Annotated in this window: 12 protein-coding genes and 2 pseudogenes; 12 read left to right on the top strand and 2 right to left on the bottom strand. The window is 61.6% G+C overall.

Annotation, left to right across the window (positions count from 1 at the left end; translation table 11 throughout):
* Positions 1-139: 139 nt before the first annotated feature.
* The 8 genes from ACWGS8_RS20610 (at position 140) to ACWGS8_RS20575 (ending at position 10,126) form a co-directional block, all read left to right on the top strand.
* Positions 140-937 (top strand): glycosyltransferase family 25 protein, encoded by a 798-nt coding sequence (locus tag ACWGS8_RS20610; protein WP_454582636.1) that lies wholly within the window; start codon positions 140-142, stop codon positions 935-937.
* Between the two features lie 90 nt (positions 938-1,027).
* Positions 1,028-3,829 carry a [protein-PII] uridylyltransferase gene (locus ACWGS8_RS20605; RefSeq protein ID WP_454582635.1) on the top strand — a complete coding sequence of 934 codons (2,802 nt, stop codon included), beginning with the start codon at positions 1,028-1,030 and terminating at the stop codon, positions 3,827-3,829.
* 46 nt (positions 3,830-3,875) lie between these two features.
* Complete coding sequence (murJ, locus tag ACWGS8_RS20600; protein ID WP_454582634.1) at positions 3,876-5,456, top strand: murein biosynthesis integral membrane protein MurJ; 1,581 nt, start codon at positions 3,876-3,878, stop codon at positions 5,454-5,456.
* Positions 5,457-5,622: 166 nt separating this feature from the next.
* The gene (locus tag ACWGS8_RS20595; RefSeq protein WP_454582633.1) at positions 5,623-6,153 is read left to right on the top strand and encodes a dTDP-4-dehydrorhamnose 3,5-epimerase family protein; all 531 of its coding nucleotides are present in this window, start codon (positions 5,623-5,625) and stop codon (positions 6,151-6,153) included.
* Position 6,154: 1 nt separating this feature from the next.
* A complete protein-coding gene (locus tag ACWGS8_RS20590; RefSeq protein ID WP_454582632.1) occupies positions 6,155-7,456 on the top strand; it encodes a glycosyltransferase family 2 protein in 1,302 nt (433 codons plus the stop codon).
* A gap of 151 nt (positions 7,457-7,607) precedes the next feature.
* Positions 7,608-8,675, top strand: coding sequence for a tryptophan--tRNA ligase (gene trpS / locus ACWGS8_RS20585; protein ID WP_454582631.1), 1,068 nt, complete (start codon positions 7,608-7,610; stop codon positions 8,673-8,675).
* Positions 8,676-8,787: 112 nt separating this feature from the next.
* A complete protein-coding gene (locus ACWGS8_RS20580; protein ID WP_010913128.1) occupies positions 8,788-9,279 on the top strand; it encodes a universal stress protein in 492 nt (163 codons plus the stop codon).
* Positions 9,280-9,556: 277 nt separating this feature from the next.
* Positions 9,557-10,126, top strand: a complete 570-nt coding sequence (locus tag ACWGS8_RS20575; RefSeq protein WP_056570395.1) for a NifU family protein — start codon at positions 9,557-9,559, stop codon at positions 10,124-10,126.
* A 154-nt stretch (positions 10,127-10,280) separates the two neighbouring features.
* Here the strand turns inward: ACWGS8_RS20575 and ACWGS8_RS20570 are convergent, their stop codons facing one another.
* A complete protein-coding gene (locus tag ACWGS8_RS20570; RefSeq protein WP_454582630.1) occupies positions 10,281-10,898 on the bottom strand; it encodes a L,D-transpeptidase in 618 nt (205 codons plus the stop codon).
* 226 nt (positions 10,899-11,124) lie between these two features.
* On the opposite strand from ACWGS8_RS20570, the gene cueR reads away from it, so the two are divergent.
* The 4 genes and pseudogenes from cueR to ACWGS8_RS20550 all read left to right on the top strand — a co-directional run.
* On the top strand, positions 11,125-11,544 hold the full coding sequence (gene cueR, locus ACWGS8_RS20565) for a Cu(I)-responsive transcriptional regulator (RefSeq protein WP_454582661.1): 420 nt from the start codon (positions 11,125-11,127) through the stop codon (positions 11,542-11,544).
* A 165-nt stretch (positions 11,545-11,709) separates the two neighbouring features.
* Positions 11,710-12,032, top strand: a pseudogene (locus tag ACWGS8_RS20560) (hypothetical protein).
* Between the two features lie 818 nt (positions 12,033-12,850).
* Positions 12,851-13,018, top strand: coding sequence for a hypothetical protein (locus ACWGS8_RS20555; RefSeq protein WP_454582629.1), 168 nt, complete (start codon positions 12,851-12,853; stop codon positions 13,016-13,018).
* A gap of 20 nt (positions 13,019-13,038) precedes the next feature.
* Positions 13,039-13,884, top strand: a pseudogene (locus ACWGS8_RS20550) (IS1595 family transposase); the annotation flags it as partial.
* 438 nt (positions 13,885-14,322) lie between these two features.
* Here the strand turns inward: ACWGS8_RS20550 and ACWGS8_RS20545 are convergent.
* Positions 14,323-15,069, bottom strand: coding sequence for a DUF5343 domain-containing protein (locus ACWGS8_RS20545; protein ID WP_454582628.1), 747 nt, complete (start codon positions 15,067-15,069; stop codon positions 14,323-14,325).
* Between the last annotated feature and the right edge of the window lie 66 nt (positions 15,070-15,135).

The raw sequence follows: 15,135 nt of genomic DNA, 5'->3' as shown, positions 1-15,135 counted from the left end.
TCTCCCATTGAGGCGTGATATCCACACCGGAAAAGATCAACCAACCATAGCGTCACCTGTGCTAGAAGGCTCCCGCGGTGCCTGGCGGCTCTCGCCGTTTCCGTGGAAGCCGGGATTTCGAACAAAACAGCTCGTAAAAATGAAGCGTCTGGTCATCAACCTCAATCGATCTCCCGAGCGGCTTGCCCACATGTCGAAGGAGTTCGCCCGCATCGGCATTGGGTTCGAACGGGTCGCGGGGGTCGATGGCAAGGAATATCCCGATCTGATGCTGCAGCCGCAGCACGCAATACACGCCACCCGGCCGCTCTCCGGCAGTGAAATCGCCTGCCTGCACAGTCATCGAGCCTGCTGGACGATCATTGCCCAGGATGAGGCCCCATACGGCGCCGTGTTCGAGGACGACATGGTCTTCTCCAGCAAAGCCGGGGCGTTGCTGGGCGATACGAGTTGGGTGCCGGCGGACGCCGATGTCGTGAAGCTCGAGACGTTCTTCTCCAGAACCGTGATCCAGAGGAAGAGGACCTCTGCCGGACATGGTTTTTCCGTGGTCCGGCTCCGCAAGGGCCATCCGGGGGCCGGCGGTTATCTGCTCTCGCGCCGAACGGCGCGCGATTTTCTGGAGGCAACGGCGCAGGTCAACATTGCTGTCGATGATCTCATCTTCAACCCCATCATGTCGGCCGGCAAGACCATCTACCAACTTGTTCCGGCGCTCTGCGCACAGGATCAATTCGTCGACGGAACGCTGCCAAGCCTGCTTGACCAGGATCGCGATGCCGCGCGGACCGCGAGCGGGCTTATGACAAGGCAGAGGAAGCCGATGGCTGTGAGAATCAGCAGAGAGGCCGGGCGAACCGCACGGTGGATCGCTGATTTCTGCAGATTCCGGGAACGGATCGTCGTTCCCCTCGATCCGGTCCAGGCATCGGACTAGGCCACTTGCCGGGCCACCAGAAGGCCCCATACCCAGCGCCGCGAAAACACGCTATAGACGCCGCCCAAATGGCAAGGCCGACTGATACCTATGGCGAAAATCTCCCTGAAGCTCGATGAACTGATCGACGGCGAAGCCTTGCGCCGCGAGATGACCGCGCTGACGACGGCTACGGCGGGCGATGGTTCGGGAGCCGCCGCCCGCGCCGGCGTCCTGCAGCTTCTCAAGGCCCGGCTCGCCGAAGGCCGAAAGATTGCCGAGGCCATGCTGAGGGAGGATGGCGGCGGCAATGCCTGCGCCGAACGATTGTCGCATCTGATGGATGAGTTGATCCGCGCGCTTTACGATTTCGCGGCGACGCATGTGTACCGCGTGAAGAACCGTTCGTCGGCCGAACGCATGGCCGTCGTGGCGGTCGGCGGCTATGGCCGCGGCACGCTGGCGCCGGGATCCGACATCGATCTTCTGTTCCTGTTGCCCTACAAGCAGACGCCATGGGGCGAGCAGACCGTCGAATACATGCTCTACATGTTGTGGGATCTGGGCTTGAAGGTCGGCCACGCCACCCGCAACATCGATGAGTGCCTGCGGCTGTCGCGCACCGACATCACCATCCGCACGTCGATCCTGGAAGCCCGCTTCCTGTGGGGCGAGCGCAAGCTCTATGACGAGCTGATGCTGCGATTCGACCATGAGGTGGTGCGCACGACCGGCCCGGAATATGTCCAGGCCAAGCTCGCCGAGCGCGACGAGCGCCATGCCAAGGCAGGCGAGAGCCGCTATCTGGTCGAGCCCAACGTCAAGGACGGCAAGGGCGGCCTGCGCGACCTGCAGACGCTGTTCTGGATCGGCAAATACTTCTACCGGGTGCGCACCGGCGAGGAACTGGTCGAAAAGGGCGTCTTCACCGAGGCCGAGTACCGCGAGTTCCAGAAGGCCGAGGACTTCCTGTGGGCGGTGCGCTGCCACATGCATTTCCTCACCGGCAAGGCCGAGGAGCGGCTGCATTTCGACATCCAGCGCGAGATCGCCGAGCGGCTCGGCTACACCAGCCATCCCGGCCTGTCAGCGGTCGAGCGCTTCATGAAACACTATTTCCTCGTCGCCAAGGATGTCGGCGACCTGACCCGCATCTTTTGCGCGGCGCTCGAGGAGGAACAAGCCAAGCACGTTCCCGGCTTCAATCGCATCTTCCTCACCTTCCAGCGCCGCAAGCGCAAGCTTGCCGGCACGTCGGACTTCATTGTCGACAACCACCGCATCAACATCGCCGACGACCAGGTGTTCGAACGCGATCCGGTCAATCTGCTCAGGCTGTTCTGGTTCGCCGACAAGCATGGGCTGGAATTCCACCCCGATGCGCTGAAGCTGCTCACCCGCTCGCTCGGCCTCGTCAACAAATCGTTGCGGCGCGACGAAGAGGCCAACCGGCTGTTCCTCGACATATTGACCTCGGACCGCAATGCCGAACTCAATCTGCGACGGATGAACGAGGCCGGGCTGCTCGGCAGGCTGATCCCCGACTTCGGCAAGATCGTCGCCATGATGCAGTTCTCGATGTACCACCACTACACGGTCGACGAGCACCTGATCCGCTGCATTGGCGTGCTGGCCGAGATCGAGCGCGGCGATGGCGAGAAAGTGCATCCGCTGTCGCATTCGCTGATGCCGGGCCTGAAGAAGAGCCGCGAGGCGCTCTATGTCGCCGTCTTGCTGCACGACATCGCCAAGGGCAGGCCGGAAGACCATTCCGAGGCCGGCGCCCGTATCGCACGGCGCATCTGCCCGCATATGGGGATGTCGGCGGCGGAGACGGAAACCGTCGCCTGGCTGGTCGAGAACCATCTCGTCATGTCGATGACGGCACAGACCCGCGACCTCAATGACCGCAAGACCATCGAGGATTTCGCCTCGATCGTGCAGTCGGTCGAGCGGCTGAAGCTCTTGTTGATCCTCACAGTCTGCGACATCAGGGGCGTCGGACCGGGTGTGTGGAACGGCTGGAAGGGTCAGTTGCTGCGCACGCTCTATTACGAGACCGAACTGCTGCTGACCGGCGGTTTCTCGGAAGTGTCGCGCGCCCAGCGCACGGCGGCGGCACGCGAACGCCTGGCCGAGGCGCTCGCCGACTGGTCCGACAAGGACCGCAAGCGCTATGTCGGGCTGCATTACGAGAACTATTTGCTGACCGTCGACCTGCCGGATCAGTTGCGCCACGCCGAATTCGTCCGCGAGGCCGATGCGGCCGGCAAGAAGCTCGCCACCATGGTCAAGACCCACCAGTTCGAGGCGGTGACCGAAATCACCGTTCTGGCGCAGGACCATCCCCGTCTTCTCTCGGTCATCGCCGGGGCATGCGCCGGCGCCGGAGGCAATATCGTCGACGCGCAGATCTTTACCACCGCCGACGGCCGCGCGCTCGACACCATCCTGATTTCGAGGGAATTCGACCGTGACGAGGACGAACGCCGGCGCGCCGAGCGCGTCGGCCGGCTGATCGAGGACGTGCTGTCGGGCAAGAGCTGGCTGCCGGAGATGATCGAGAAGCGCACCAAGCCAAAGCGCGGCGCCAAAGTGTTCAAGATCCCGCCACGCGCCGAAATCCGCAACACGCTGTCAAACCGGTTTTCGGTCATCGAGGTCGAGGGGCTCGACCGCCCGGGTCTGCTGTCGGAGATCACCGGCACGCTGTCCGACCTGTCGCTCGACATCGCCTCGGCGCACATCACCACTTTCGGCGAAAAGGTCATCGACACCTTCTATGTCACAGACCTCACCAGCCAGAAGATCGACAGCCCGGCCCGCATCGCCACCATCCGCAACCGGCTGATGGCAACGCTCGAAGGCATCGCGCCCGAACGCGGCGGCAAGGCCAAGGCGGCCGCCGAGTGACTGCCATCCTCACTTTGTCCCACTCCCACAGGCAGTCTTCGAACGCATGAGCCTCGTCAAGAAATTCGCCACCGTCGCTTCCGGCACGCTGATGAGCCGCGCGCTCGGTTTCGGCCGCGAGATGCTGATGGCGGCAGCACTCGGCACCGGGCCGGTGGCCGACGCCTTCAACGCCGCCTTCCAGTTCCCCAACACCTTTCGCCGGCTGTTCGCCGAGGGCGCCTTCAACGCCGCCTTCGTGCCGCTGTTTGCCAAGGAAATCGAGACGCACGGCACCGAAGGAGCCAAGCGCTTTTCCGAGGAAGTGTTCGGCGTGCTGTTCTCGGCGCTGCTGGCGCTGACCATCGCGATGGAACTGGCGATGCCGCTGATCGTGCGCTACCTGGTGGCCCCGGGCTTTGCCGACACGCCGGGCAAGTTCGAGACCACCGTCCTGCTGGCGACGATCATGTTCCCCTATCTCATCTGCATGTCGCTCGCGGCGATGATGGCCGGCATGCTGAATTCGCTGCGCCGCTATTTCGCGGCAGCAATCGCGCCCGCTTTCCTCAACATCATACTGATCAGCGTGCTTGGCTATGCCTGGTATCGCGGGCTGGATGCGCATGCTGTCGGCTTCAGCCTGTCCTGGGGCGTCCTGGCGGCGGGCGTCGTGCAGCTCGCCATCGTCTGGGTGGCGGTGCGCAACGCCGGCATCTCGATCGGCTTCCGCCGGCCGAAGATGACGCCGAACGTCAAGCGCCTGCTGATCCTGGCCCTGCCGGCGGCGATCACCGGCGGCATCACCCAGATCAACCAGCTGATCGGCACGGCGATCGCGTCGGCGCAGGACAGTGCGGTGTCCTCGCTCGCCTATGCCGACCGCGTCTATCAGCTGCCGCTTGGGGTGGTCGGCGTGGCGGTGGCGATCGTGCTGTTGCCGGAACTGTCACGGGCGCTGAAATCAGGCAATCTCATCGAGGCGGCCAATCTCCAGAACCGCTCGGTCGAGTTCACATTGTTCATGACCTTGCCGGCGGCGGCGGCGCTCTGGGTGATGGCGGAGCCGATCGTGCGGCTGGTCTATGAGCGCGGTGCGTTCGCCGCCAACCATTCGACCCCGACCGTTGCGGCGATCCTGGCGATTTTCGGTCTTGGCCTGCCGGCTTTCGTGCTGATCAAGGCCTTCACCCCGGGCTATTTCGCCCGCGAGGACACACGCACGCCGATGATCTTCGCCGCCATCTCGGTGGCGGTGAACGTCGCCACCGCGCTGACACTGTTTCCCAGGATGGGCGCACCCGGCATTGCCGTCGCCTCGGCCGTGGCCGGCTGGGTCAATGCGCTGATGCTGCTTGCAGTCTTGATCCGCCGCGGCCATTGGGGCCGCGACCTGCCGCTCCTGAAGCGCATTCCCAGGCTGGTGCTGTCGGCGGCGGTGATGGCGGTGGCGCTATATTTCGCCGAGCACTGGCTTGCCGTCAGGCTCGGTCCCGGCTCGCCGCTGGTCGTCAAGGCGACGACGCTGCTGGCGCTGGTGGCCAGCGGGGCGCTGCTCTACTTCATCACCGCCTTCGGCACCGGCGGCGCCGATTTCGGCATGATCCGTCGAAACATCGGGCGTAAGGGATCGCCGCCTGTCGGCTGACGATCACCGGACCCTCGATACTGCCGCCGCGGCTGCCATGCGACCGCCTTAAAACCCTGTGGATATGCGAGTGCCGAGGCACCATCGCCTCTTCGTGTATTGCCTTTGGCGCCGGCTGAAAGCAGGACAGGCTTGGGCTTGCGTTGACGCAAACGCTGGAGGGTTCATGAAAACGCTGTCACTCGAAGATTTTGTTGATGACCAGCCTTGGGGCGACGACGTTCCGCTTCTGGACGACGTTTCCAGTGAAAATCGCATAGCGGGCGTGCGGATTCAGCGGCTGGTTACAAGGGGCGACAAGCGGGGCGAGCTTACGGTCCTCGTGTCGGCACTGCTGGAGCCCATAACCCCGCCGCCACATGTCTATCTGGTATCGGCCGAGGCGGGATCGATCAGGGCATGGGTCTATCACAAACGACAGTTCGACCGGCTCGCCTATACAGATGGCGACCTCAGGGTCGTACTCTACGATCTGCGAGAGGATAGCCCGACATACCAAAAACTGGAGGTCCTCGACGTCGGCGCGGCGAACAAGATCCTGCTGACGATTCCGCCCTATGTCGTTCACGGGGTTCAGAATCGGGGCAAGAGCACCGCGACATTCATCAACATGCCGACAGCCGTCTACGATCCTAGACATCCGGACAAATCACGAATCCGCTTCGATCATCCAGGCATCCCCTACAAATTCGAATAGCATGACCACGTTTTCCGTCATCATGGCCACCTACAATCGCGGCAGGCATATTCTTCCGTCGATACAATCGGTGCTGCGCCAAACCTGCCGGGACTTCGAGCTGTTGGTGGTTGGCGATTGCTGCACGGACGATACCGCGGATGTGGTTCGGGCGCTCGCATCTGCGCAAATCCGCTGGTTGAACCTGCCCGAGCGCGGCGGCAGCCAAGCCTTTCCCAACAATGCGGGCATAGAGATGTCGCGCGGGCAATACATTGCCTATCTCGGTCATGACGATATCTGGGCCCCCGACCACCTCCAGGCACTGGCAGATCTTTTCGGGCACAGGCCGCAGCCGGACTTTGTCGTGAGCGGCGCCATCTTTCACGGCCCCAGGGCAAGCAATTTTCGGTGGGTGACCGGCATCTTCGACGAACCGGACACTGCTCTCAGGCATTTCTTCCCGCCTTCCAGTTTCGGTCACCGACGCAACGTCGCCGATCGAATTGGGAAATGGCGCCATCCCAAGGAGATCACAGCGCCCGTTGACGCGGATTTCCTTTTGCGGGCGGCAAGGTCCGGGATGAATTTTGTCTCGACACAGCGGATCACTGTCCAGAAGTTCGCGGCCGGCCACCGCTACCTGAGTTATACGAGCCACACTTCGGACGAGCAGGAACGAATGGTCCGGCGAATGGCCCGGCCGGGATATAACGGCTATCTGGCGTCCGAGCTGGCCAAGGCGAAGGCCGCCGGCGGCTACATGGTCGTCGTCCATCCGGACTACGAGCGCTATGAACAAGGTCAGGTCTCGACACAGAATGCGATAGTCAAGGGAGTTGTCCGCCCGGATCTGCGCAACCTCAGGCAACGCGAGGTCATCAAGCAGGACAACTCACCAAAAGCACTCGATTGGGTTCCGCACCAATCAGGCGGCGACTGGGTATTGTGGGTCGGCTGCAATCCGCGCCCAAAGCTGCTTGTGCCGTTCAAATATGCCGGCAAGGCGCGGATTCGCCTGGACATCCGGCATCCTCTGCGCGAGGCGCTGACCAAGCTCAAATTGTCCGTAAACGGCCAGCTGGTTGTGGCAAGCCTTCGCGAGGTGCGCCAGGACGGCAATATCTGGAACGCGCAAGCGACGTTTGAAACGGCGCTGCGAAGGGACGATCATACGATCCTGGAGCTTCATCTCACCAGATTGCAAAGACCCGCGGGACGCAACGGCATCGGCGTTGCCGACATGGAGGTGACCCCGCTGGGGTGGCGAAGCATTGTTGCAAAGGGCACGCGGCTGCTGGCAAAGTTCCGCCCGGGCCGCTGATACCTCTTGCCGGTTTTTCACCCTTCGTCCATAAGCGCGCCGTCGCAAGACTTTCGCCGCGTGCGGTTTCCAGCCGCATGATTGGCTCCAAAAAGTCTGCAACTTTTTGGAATCATGCTTATACGGCCCTCCACAAGCCATGAGGAAACCCATGTCCGCCTTCAAGCCACTCGTCTTCTCCGGCGTCCAGCCGACCGGCAATCTGCATCTCGGCAACTATCTCGGCGCCATCAAGAAATTCGTCGCCCTGCAGGAAACGTCCGATTGCATCTACTGTGTCGTCGACCTGCATTCGCTGACCGCGCAGCTGGTCCATGAGGACCTTGCTGACCAGACACGCTCGATCACCGCCGCCTTCCTTGCCTCCGGCATCGACCCGAAGAAGCACATCGTCTTCAACCAGTCGCGGGTGATGCAGCACGCCGAGCTCGCCTGGATCTTCAATTGCGTCGCGCGCATCGGCTGGATGAACAAGATGACGCAGTTCAAGGACAAGGCCGGCAAGGACCGTGAAAATGCTTCGCTGGGCCTGCTCGCCTATCCCTCCCTGATGGCTGCCGACATCCTGCTCTACCGCGCCACCCATGTGCCGGTGGGCGAGGACCAGAAACAGCATCTGGAGCTGACTCGCGACATCGCCCAGAAATTCAACAATGATTTTTCCGACCGCATCGCCAGGCTCGGCGTCGGCGTCGAGATGCAGGTCGGCGAGGAGACGGTGAACGGCTTCTTTCCGATCACCGAACCGGTGATCGGCGGCCCGGCGGCGCGCATCATGAGCCTGCGCGACGGCTCGAAGAAGATGTCGAAATCGGACCCGTCGGACCTGTCACGCATCAACCTGACCGACGATGCCGACACCATCTCGAAAAAGATCCGCAAGGCCAAGACCGATCCCGAGGCCTTGCCGAGCGAAGTCGGCGGGCTGGAAAGCCGGCCGGAAGCGGAAAACCTGGTCGGTATCTATGCCGGGTTGGCCGAGATGTCGAAGGCCGACGTGCTGAAGGAATTCGGCGGCCAGCAGTTCTCCGTCTTCAAGCCGGCGCTGGCCGACCTTGCGGTGGAGAAGCTGGCGCCGATCGCCGGCGAGATGCGCCGCATCGAAGGCGACCGCGCCTATGTCGACGCGGTGCTCAGGGACGGCGGCGAACGCGCCGGCGTGCTCGCCGAAGCGACGATGAAGACGGTGCGCGATATTATCGGCCTGCTGCAGGGCTGACGCCGAGTCCAATCTGGGTTTATCTGCACCGACACTGCCATGCCGACCAGCCGCTTGCCGCCGGTCGGCGGCGGTGGCAGATTGCGGCCGAAAACGCACCGAGTAGATAGACATGGTCTCCAAACGCCTCAGCCGCGAAGCCGGGCATCGCAGGAAATTCCTGACGATCATCGACGACACGCCGGAATGCGAACGCGCCGTCGCCTACGCCTCGAAGCGGGCGCAGAGCACCAGCGGCACGCTGGTGCTGCTTTACGTCATCGTACCGGACGATTTCCAGCATTGGCTGGGCGTCGAGAAGATCATGCGCGAGGAGGCGAACGCCACGGCGCGCGCGGCTCTCGACGGCTATGCCAACAAGGTGCGCCAGAAGCTCGGCATCGAGCCGGAAATGGTGGTGCGCGAGGGCAAGCCGACGGAAGAGATCCACAAGCTGATCGAGGAAGACCAGGACATCGCCATCCTGGTGCTGGCGGCCGGCGCCGGCAAGGAAGGGCCCGGGCCGCTGGTCGGTGCCGTGGCCGGCAAGGGCGCCGCCTTCCCCATTCCGGTCACGGTGGTGCCGCAGAATCTGTCGGACGAGGAGATCGACAGCCTCGCCTGAGATGTATTGGTATTCAGGTGAGGCCGGCCTGCGAATGGCGGCTTCCTGCGCTTCCGGTGCTCACGTACTTCAAGTACGCTCCGCTCCGGTTCTCGGAAATCACCATTCTCGACTCGGCCTGACCTGAATCTCAACACATCTCCACGTGAGTGCAGAGTCAGCAAAAACATTCCGTTAGCCAGCCGTTCGGGCGATGCGTTTCGCTTGAATGTCCAGCCGATAAGGCCTATTTAGAACTATTCCAAACTATCGGCCCGTAACGGGCACGGAGACGGCCATGTTCATCCAGACCGAATCGACGCCCAATCCGGCGACGCTGAAATTCCTGCCCGGCAAGGAAGTGCTGCTGGAAGGCACCGCCGACTTCCGCGATGCCGACAGTGCGGCAACGGCCTCGCCGCTGGCCGGCCGGCTGTTCGAAATCCCCGGCGTCACCGGCGTCTTCTTCGGCTACGATTTCATCACGGTGACCAAGGACGGTCCCGACTGGCAGCACCTGAAGCCGGCGATCCTGGGCGCCATCATGGAGCATTTCATGTCCGGCGCGCCTGTCATGGCCAAGACCGGCCCGGCAGCAGAGACCAGCCAGACCGGCGAATTCTACGACAAGGCGGACGAAGAACTCGTCATCACCATCAAGGAACTGCTCGACACCAGGGTGCGCCCGGCGGTGGCCCAGGACGGCGGCGACATCACCTTCCGCGGCTTCGAGAACGGAACGGTGTTCCTGCACATGAAAGGCGCCTGCGCCGGCTGCCCGTCGTCGACGGCGACGCTGAAGCACGGCATCCAGAACCTGCTTCGGCATTTTGTGCCGGAAGTGCAGCAGGTCGAACAGGTGGCCTGACCTCTCCCGTTGCCAGCGCAACCTCAATCGCAAACAACAAAAAACCGGGCCGAATTGCCCGGTTTTCTGTTTGGGACGTCCGTTGTTGCCTAGACGGTCCGCGTACGAAACTTGTCTTCCCGTTTGACCATGATCCCGCGGGGGATCCTGGTCCTCACATCACGATGACCTTGGCGCCGACCGAGGCTCGGTCATAGAGATCGATGATGTCCTGGTTCATCAGCCGGATACAGCCGGACGACATCGCCTTGCCGATCGAATTCCATTCCGGGCTGCCATGCAGGCGGTAGCCCATGTCGCCGCCCTTGTTGAAGAGATACATGGCGCGCGCGCCAAGCGGGTTCTTCAGGCCCGGCTCCATGCCGTCGGCGAACTTCGCCAGTTCCGGCTGGCGCCTGATCATTTCACGGGGCGGCGTCCAGGTCGGCCATTCGCGCTTCAGCGCGATATGGGCGGTGCCGTGCCACTCGAAGCCTTCGCGGCCAACGCCGATGCCGTAGCGGATCGCGAGGCCATCGTCCTCGACGAAGTAGAGGAACTTGTTCTGCGTATCGACGATGATGGTGCCCGGCTTTTCCTTGGTGTCGTAGTTCACTTCCTGCCGGTGATACTGCCTCGGCACTTTTTCGATCGGGACGCGCGGTAGCTGGTAGCCAGCGTCGGTCACTGCGCCGTAGTCGTTGGAGAAGATCTGCCCGCCGATGGTGCTGCAACCGGCGACGGCCGTGGACAGCGCCAATGCGGCAATTATTGCAAGCGACTTCATGCGCATGAGGTGATCCGGAGCCCTGTCCAAATGTCGGCGGTACGAGTCGACCGCCTTCTTGCCATCATTCATGCTGGCATTTGCTTTGCTTGCCAAGCGCACGATGCCTATATGCTGGGACTTACGTGCTGGTATGCGTATCACTATGGCATTTCAGCAACATCCTTCACCGGATTGTGAAGGAAATTCAATGGGCCTGAATCGCGGGCCTGACAAAATCGAGGACAACGCCATGAATGTCGGCGACGCCGCCCATCGTTCAGGCCTGCCGGCCAAGACCATCCGCTACTATGAGGAGATCGGCCTGATCGCGCCGGCGCGCGCCGCCAACGGCTACCGCGACTATTCCGGTGACGACATCCATCGGCTGACCTTCCTGCGCCGTGCGCGCAACCTCGGCTTTTCCATCGACGATTGCCGCCAGTTGATGGCGCTCTACCGGGATCGCGGCCGCGCCAGCGCCGACGTGCGCGAGATCGCCGCCGCCCATGTCACGGCGATCGAGGAGAAGGTGCGCGAGCTGCAGTCGATGCGCTCGACCCTGCAAAAGCTGATCCATGCCTGCCATGGTGACGAGCGGCCGGATTGCCCGATCCTGGATGACATGGCAGGGGCCGCGGCGCCTGCCATTGCCGTTTCAGCGAGACCATAACCGACCCCAGCAATGGATTTAGGCAGGCGGAGTGGGATGGCTTTCCGTCAGGCGCCGCATTGGGTGCAGTTATTCGCCCCCTGTCCGCCGGAACGGCGTCATTAAATTAGACGGTGCTTATAGACTTCTCGCCACAACGGCCGCATTCTCCCGTCGGGAGGGCGAGTGGACAAGTCTCGCTACGACAATCGTTCCGACCGCTGGCGAATGCGTGCCATGCGTCGCCGGCGCTGGCGTCCCCCGCGCAACGCCATATCATGGACATTGATCGCCACGGCAATCGCCATCCTGGCCAGCCTGATCGCGGTCAAGGCCGGGCCACCTCTCGCGGGCTGCAACATCAAGGGCAACATCAGCTACAATACGGGCGAGCGCATCTATCACTTTCCGGACACGACGAGACCCGGATCAGCCTGTGGAAGGGCGAACGCTGGTTCTGTTCAGAGCAACAAGCTCGGAAGGCTGGCTGGCGGAAGTCAAAACTATGAGGGCGTCCGGCCAGGTCCGGTGGACCCAGGGACTTCAGTCTTATTTGCGCGAGTGCTAATATACATATAGATTAATCAGCGCGGGACAATCACACCCAAAAGCCCAAACCCGCAATGGCCGGTGCAGCCCCCTTTAGACCCAAAGCCAAACTGCGCCGGCCATTCCGCTTGGCATATTCCCTTACCTCAGCCTTTATATGTCGACCAACTAAAGTAATGGAACGTCCAATGGACATTTGCGGAACCTAAAAGGTCCCCCTCAGACCTTTGCACACCGGCACGCAAGACCTTAGTCCTGCCGCTCTCTAGTGAAAAACGGAAGTTGATCGGCACGACATAGGGCCGCTCCGCAAGGATGAATACCAGACTACGCTTAGCCGGATATTGCGCGATCACGGAAGGCCCCCTAGGGCCGGGCCGAGGCTTGCCAACCCTGCAGTCGGCCGGCATGGAGGGATTGTATGTTTGGCAGACCCCATTGTTCCGTGAGCGATCGCGCCTTGGATGCGCCGCTTGCCACGCACCCGTAGGAACGACCCGGCACGCTCGCAGGTCGGGGGACATGGGGTCGTGCCGGGTCGTTGCGGGTCAGCTTTGGGATCGTCTCCGCACTGCCCAAGCTATATGCATATTAGCTTCAGCTCAATTAAGACTGAAGTCCCGCCCATGGATTGCCAGCTGTAGAGGGCAGGACCTGTTCTGCATCGTTTCACGGGATGAATACCTGACAGGGCCGATATACCCAAAAGAAGTCAGGATCGGTTCTTGAAGGCTTGATTTGAAGGGCATACCGTCAGCTCAATGGGCTTGGTGACGCCATGTTGAACGACGATAAAGACAAGCAGTTTTGGGCCTTGGACCTGGATGCTCTGCGCAAGGCCTTTGGCACATACGTTCAAGAGCACAAAACCACGGCAGCGGAGTGGGGGGAACACGCCAAGCGCTTCCTCGAAAAACAACGCATTCGTCAGGGCGAATCGAACTGATTCCTGGCCGCAGGGGCCGCAAGTGCGGTAGCGTTGATCGCCACTACGCATTGAAGTGCGTCCGCACCAAGCCGTCCAAGAAGAACCCTAACGGCATCGAGCGTCATGGCCTGTACAAGTGCAGCGCTTGCCGTTCGCAGTTCACCGTCCGCATGGGCACGATCTTCGAGGAAAGCCATTTGCCGCTCACCAAGTGGCTACAGGCCATCCACCTTATGTGCGCATCAAAGAAGGGCATTAGCGCCCACCAGATGCACCGCATACTCGAATGCACGTATGAGGCGGCTTGGTTCCTGTGCCACCGCATCCGCCTTGCTATGGCCTCTGGTGAGCTTTCCCCGATGGGCGGCGCCGGTAGCGCCGTCGAAGTGGACGAAACTTATATCGGTCGCCTAAAGGGCACTCCGGTTAAGCCGGGCGGCGGCGCGCACAAGAACACGGTCGTTACGCTTGCGGAGCGCAATGGCCGCGCCCGATCCTTCCATGTCGATACCGCCCGCATGGGCAACGTCATGCCTATCGTTCGTGCCAACATCGCCAAGGAAGCGCGTTGATGACGGATGAGAGCGGTATCTATCGCCGCGCCAACCAGGATTTCGCCTCGCATGAGTTCGTCACGCATTCCAAGGACGAATACGTTCGCGGCAACGTCCACCAACACGGTCGAAGGCTTCTTTTCGATCTTCAAGCGCGGCATGAAAAGCGTCTATCAGCATTGCAGCGAACACCATCTGCATCGCTACCCTGCCGAATTCGACTTCCGCTATTCGAACCGCATCGCCCTTGGCGTTGATGACGGCACCCGCGCTTTCATCGCCTTGAATGGCGTGAAGGGTAAGCGCCTCACCTATCGCAGACCTGCTTGACGATAAGCGCAGGCACTACCGTAAGCCGGTGCAGCTCGAATTGCCACTTTGGCGATACGCAAGGCACCGCAAGAAAAAGCCGGGGATCTAGTCCCCGGCAGTTTGGTTGATCGGAACGGCTAGGCGGCTACGCCGCTGTCGCCGGTCTTATCGGCTGCGATAGTGGCCGCAAACCGATTCGGTGCGGCCAAGGCGGAAGCGCTGGTAGGGGTTCACCCACACCATAACGTCACCTCTTTAAGGCGAGGGGCCTTGAAAAGAGACGGTAGAGGTGCGATTCTAGGGATGGAGCGTCCTAGCGCCGCAGGGGCTACCGCCTCTTTCCGGTTGCTTGACCACCATGAGGGCCAGTTTCCCGTTACGAGCGGGTTGCTGGCCTTCTTCGTTAGTCACGCACGGTTGGCCGGTGGTCGTGGCGCCGTGGCTAAACGGCTCTTATCATCGTTCACCTCCGTCGCTGTTTTCTTGCTCGATCTTTTGCTTTGGCCGGTCATCGACCGGAAAGCAGAAGTCAAGAACGGCACCAAAGGTGGCAACGAACCTATCGCGCTCTGCCTTCGTCCAACTGTCTCCATTTGCTGGCAAACTTACTAGCAATCCGGAAAGCGCTGGCGGCAGTCCTGTTTGTAGCGGGCGAATGTCAGTTTTGCCGCCATCCAGCTTGCGAGGCACCTTCGGCTCCTGCTTTCGTGCAGAGGCCGCCGCTCCCCCATTCGGAACCGACCTTGTGGACTTGCGGGGGGCGGCCCTTTGGCGTTCAGGCGCTATCCCAGCCGCAGCAAAAAGTCCTGTAAACAAGGTGACCATGCGCGCTTGCTGCCCGACCGGCGAATAACTGCGGAAGGCATCGCGGATACGAATTTCATCATCCACAGATGGGTCAACGTATCGCAGCGCATCAGCGTAGGCGCCGTTCAACCACTCAGCCAGCCGCGCCTTGTACTCAGCCTCAGGAGCCAGCCGCAACGCCTCCAGCGTAGGGGTAAGCTTGCCGTCCTCCCCGATCAAATCGAGAGTTTGCATGGCCTGAAGGGTGCGCGGGATTAGGCTGCCTGAAATGCCGGAACGGGCCAGAACATCCGAATCCAGTGTCGGCGGCAGCCCCTTATTCCGGTGCCGTTCAATCAAAGACAGAATTGCAGAAGTTGGGGCGTATGGCGCGGGCCTATCTGCTGTAACCGCCATTGTGAAATATCCTCTCCGAATCGACCAAAACAGTGTGAACCGGACGTACCGTCCAGTCAAACATGT

The sequence above is a fragment of the Mesorhizobium sp. 43Arga genome (genome assembly GCF_053714255.1).
Note: the sequence above shows the minus strand (reverse complement) of the source record. Positions and strands in the feature narration are given on the sequence as shown.

Coding starts and splice junctions, on each gene's coding strand:
- ACWGS8_RS20610 (WP_454582636.1), top strand. CDS start 140: ATGAAGCGTCTGGTCATCAACCTCAATCGATCTCCCGAGCGGCTTGCC.
- ACWGS8_RS20605 (WP_454582635.1), top strand. CDS start 1,028: ATGGCGAAAATCTCCCTGAAGCTCGATGAACTGATCGACGGCGAAGCC.
- murJ (WP_454582634.1), top strand. CDS start 3,876: ATGAGCCTCGTCAAGAAATTCGCCACCGTCGCTTCCGGCACGCTGATG.
- ACWGS8_RS20595 (WP_454582633.1), top strand. CDS start 5,623: ATGAAAACGCTGTCACTCGAAGATTTTGTTGATGACCAGCCTTGGGGC.
- ACWGS8_RS20590 (WP_454582632.1), top strand. CDS start 6,155: ATGACCACGTTTTCCGTCATCATGGCCACCTACAATCGCGGCAGGCAT.
- trpS (WP_454582631.1), top strand. CDS start 7,608: ATGTCCGCCTTCAAGCCACTCGTCTTCTCCGGCGTCCAGCCGACCGGC.
- ACWGS8_RS20580 (WP_010913128.1), top strand. CDS start 8,788: ATGGTCTCCAAACGCCTCAGCCGCGAAGCCGGGCATCGCAGGAAATTC.
- ACWGS8_RS20575 (WP_056570395.1), top strand. CDS start 9,557: ATGTTCATCCAGACCGAATCGACGCCCAATCCGGCGACGCTGAAATTC.
- ACWGS8_RS20570 (WP_454582630.1), bottom strand. CDS start 10,898: ATGCGCATGAAGTCGCTTGCAATAATTGCCGCATTGGCGCTGTCCACG.
- cueR (WP_454582661.1), top strand. CDS start 11,125: ATGAATGTCGGCGACGCCGCCCATCGTTCAGGCCTGCCGGCCAAGACC.
- ACWGS8_RS20555 (WP_454582629.1), top strand. CDS start 12,851: ATGTTGAACGACGATAAAGACAAGCAGTTTTGGGCCTTGGACCTGGAT.
- ACWGS8_RS20545 (WP_454582628.1), bottom strand. CDS start 15,069: ATGGCGGTTACAGCAGATAGGCCCGCGCCATACGCCCCAACTTCTGCA.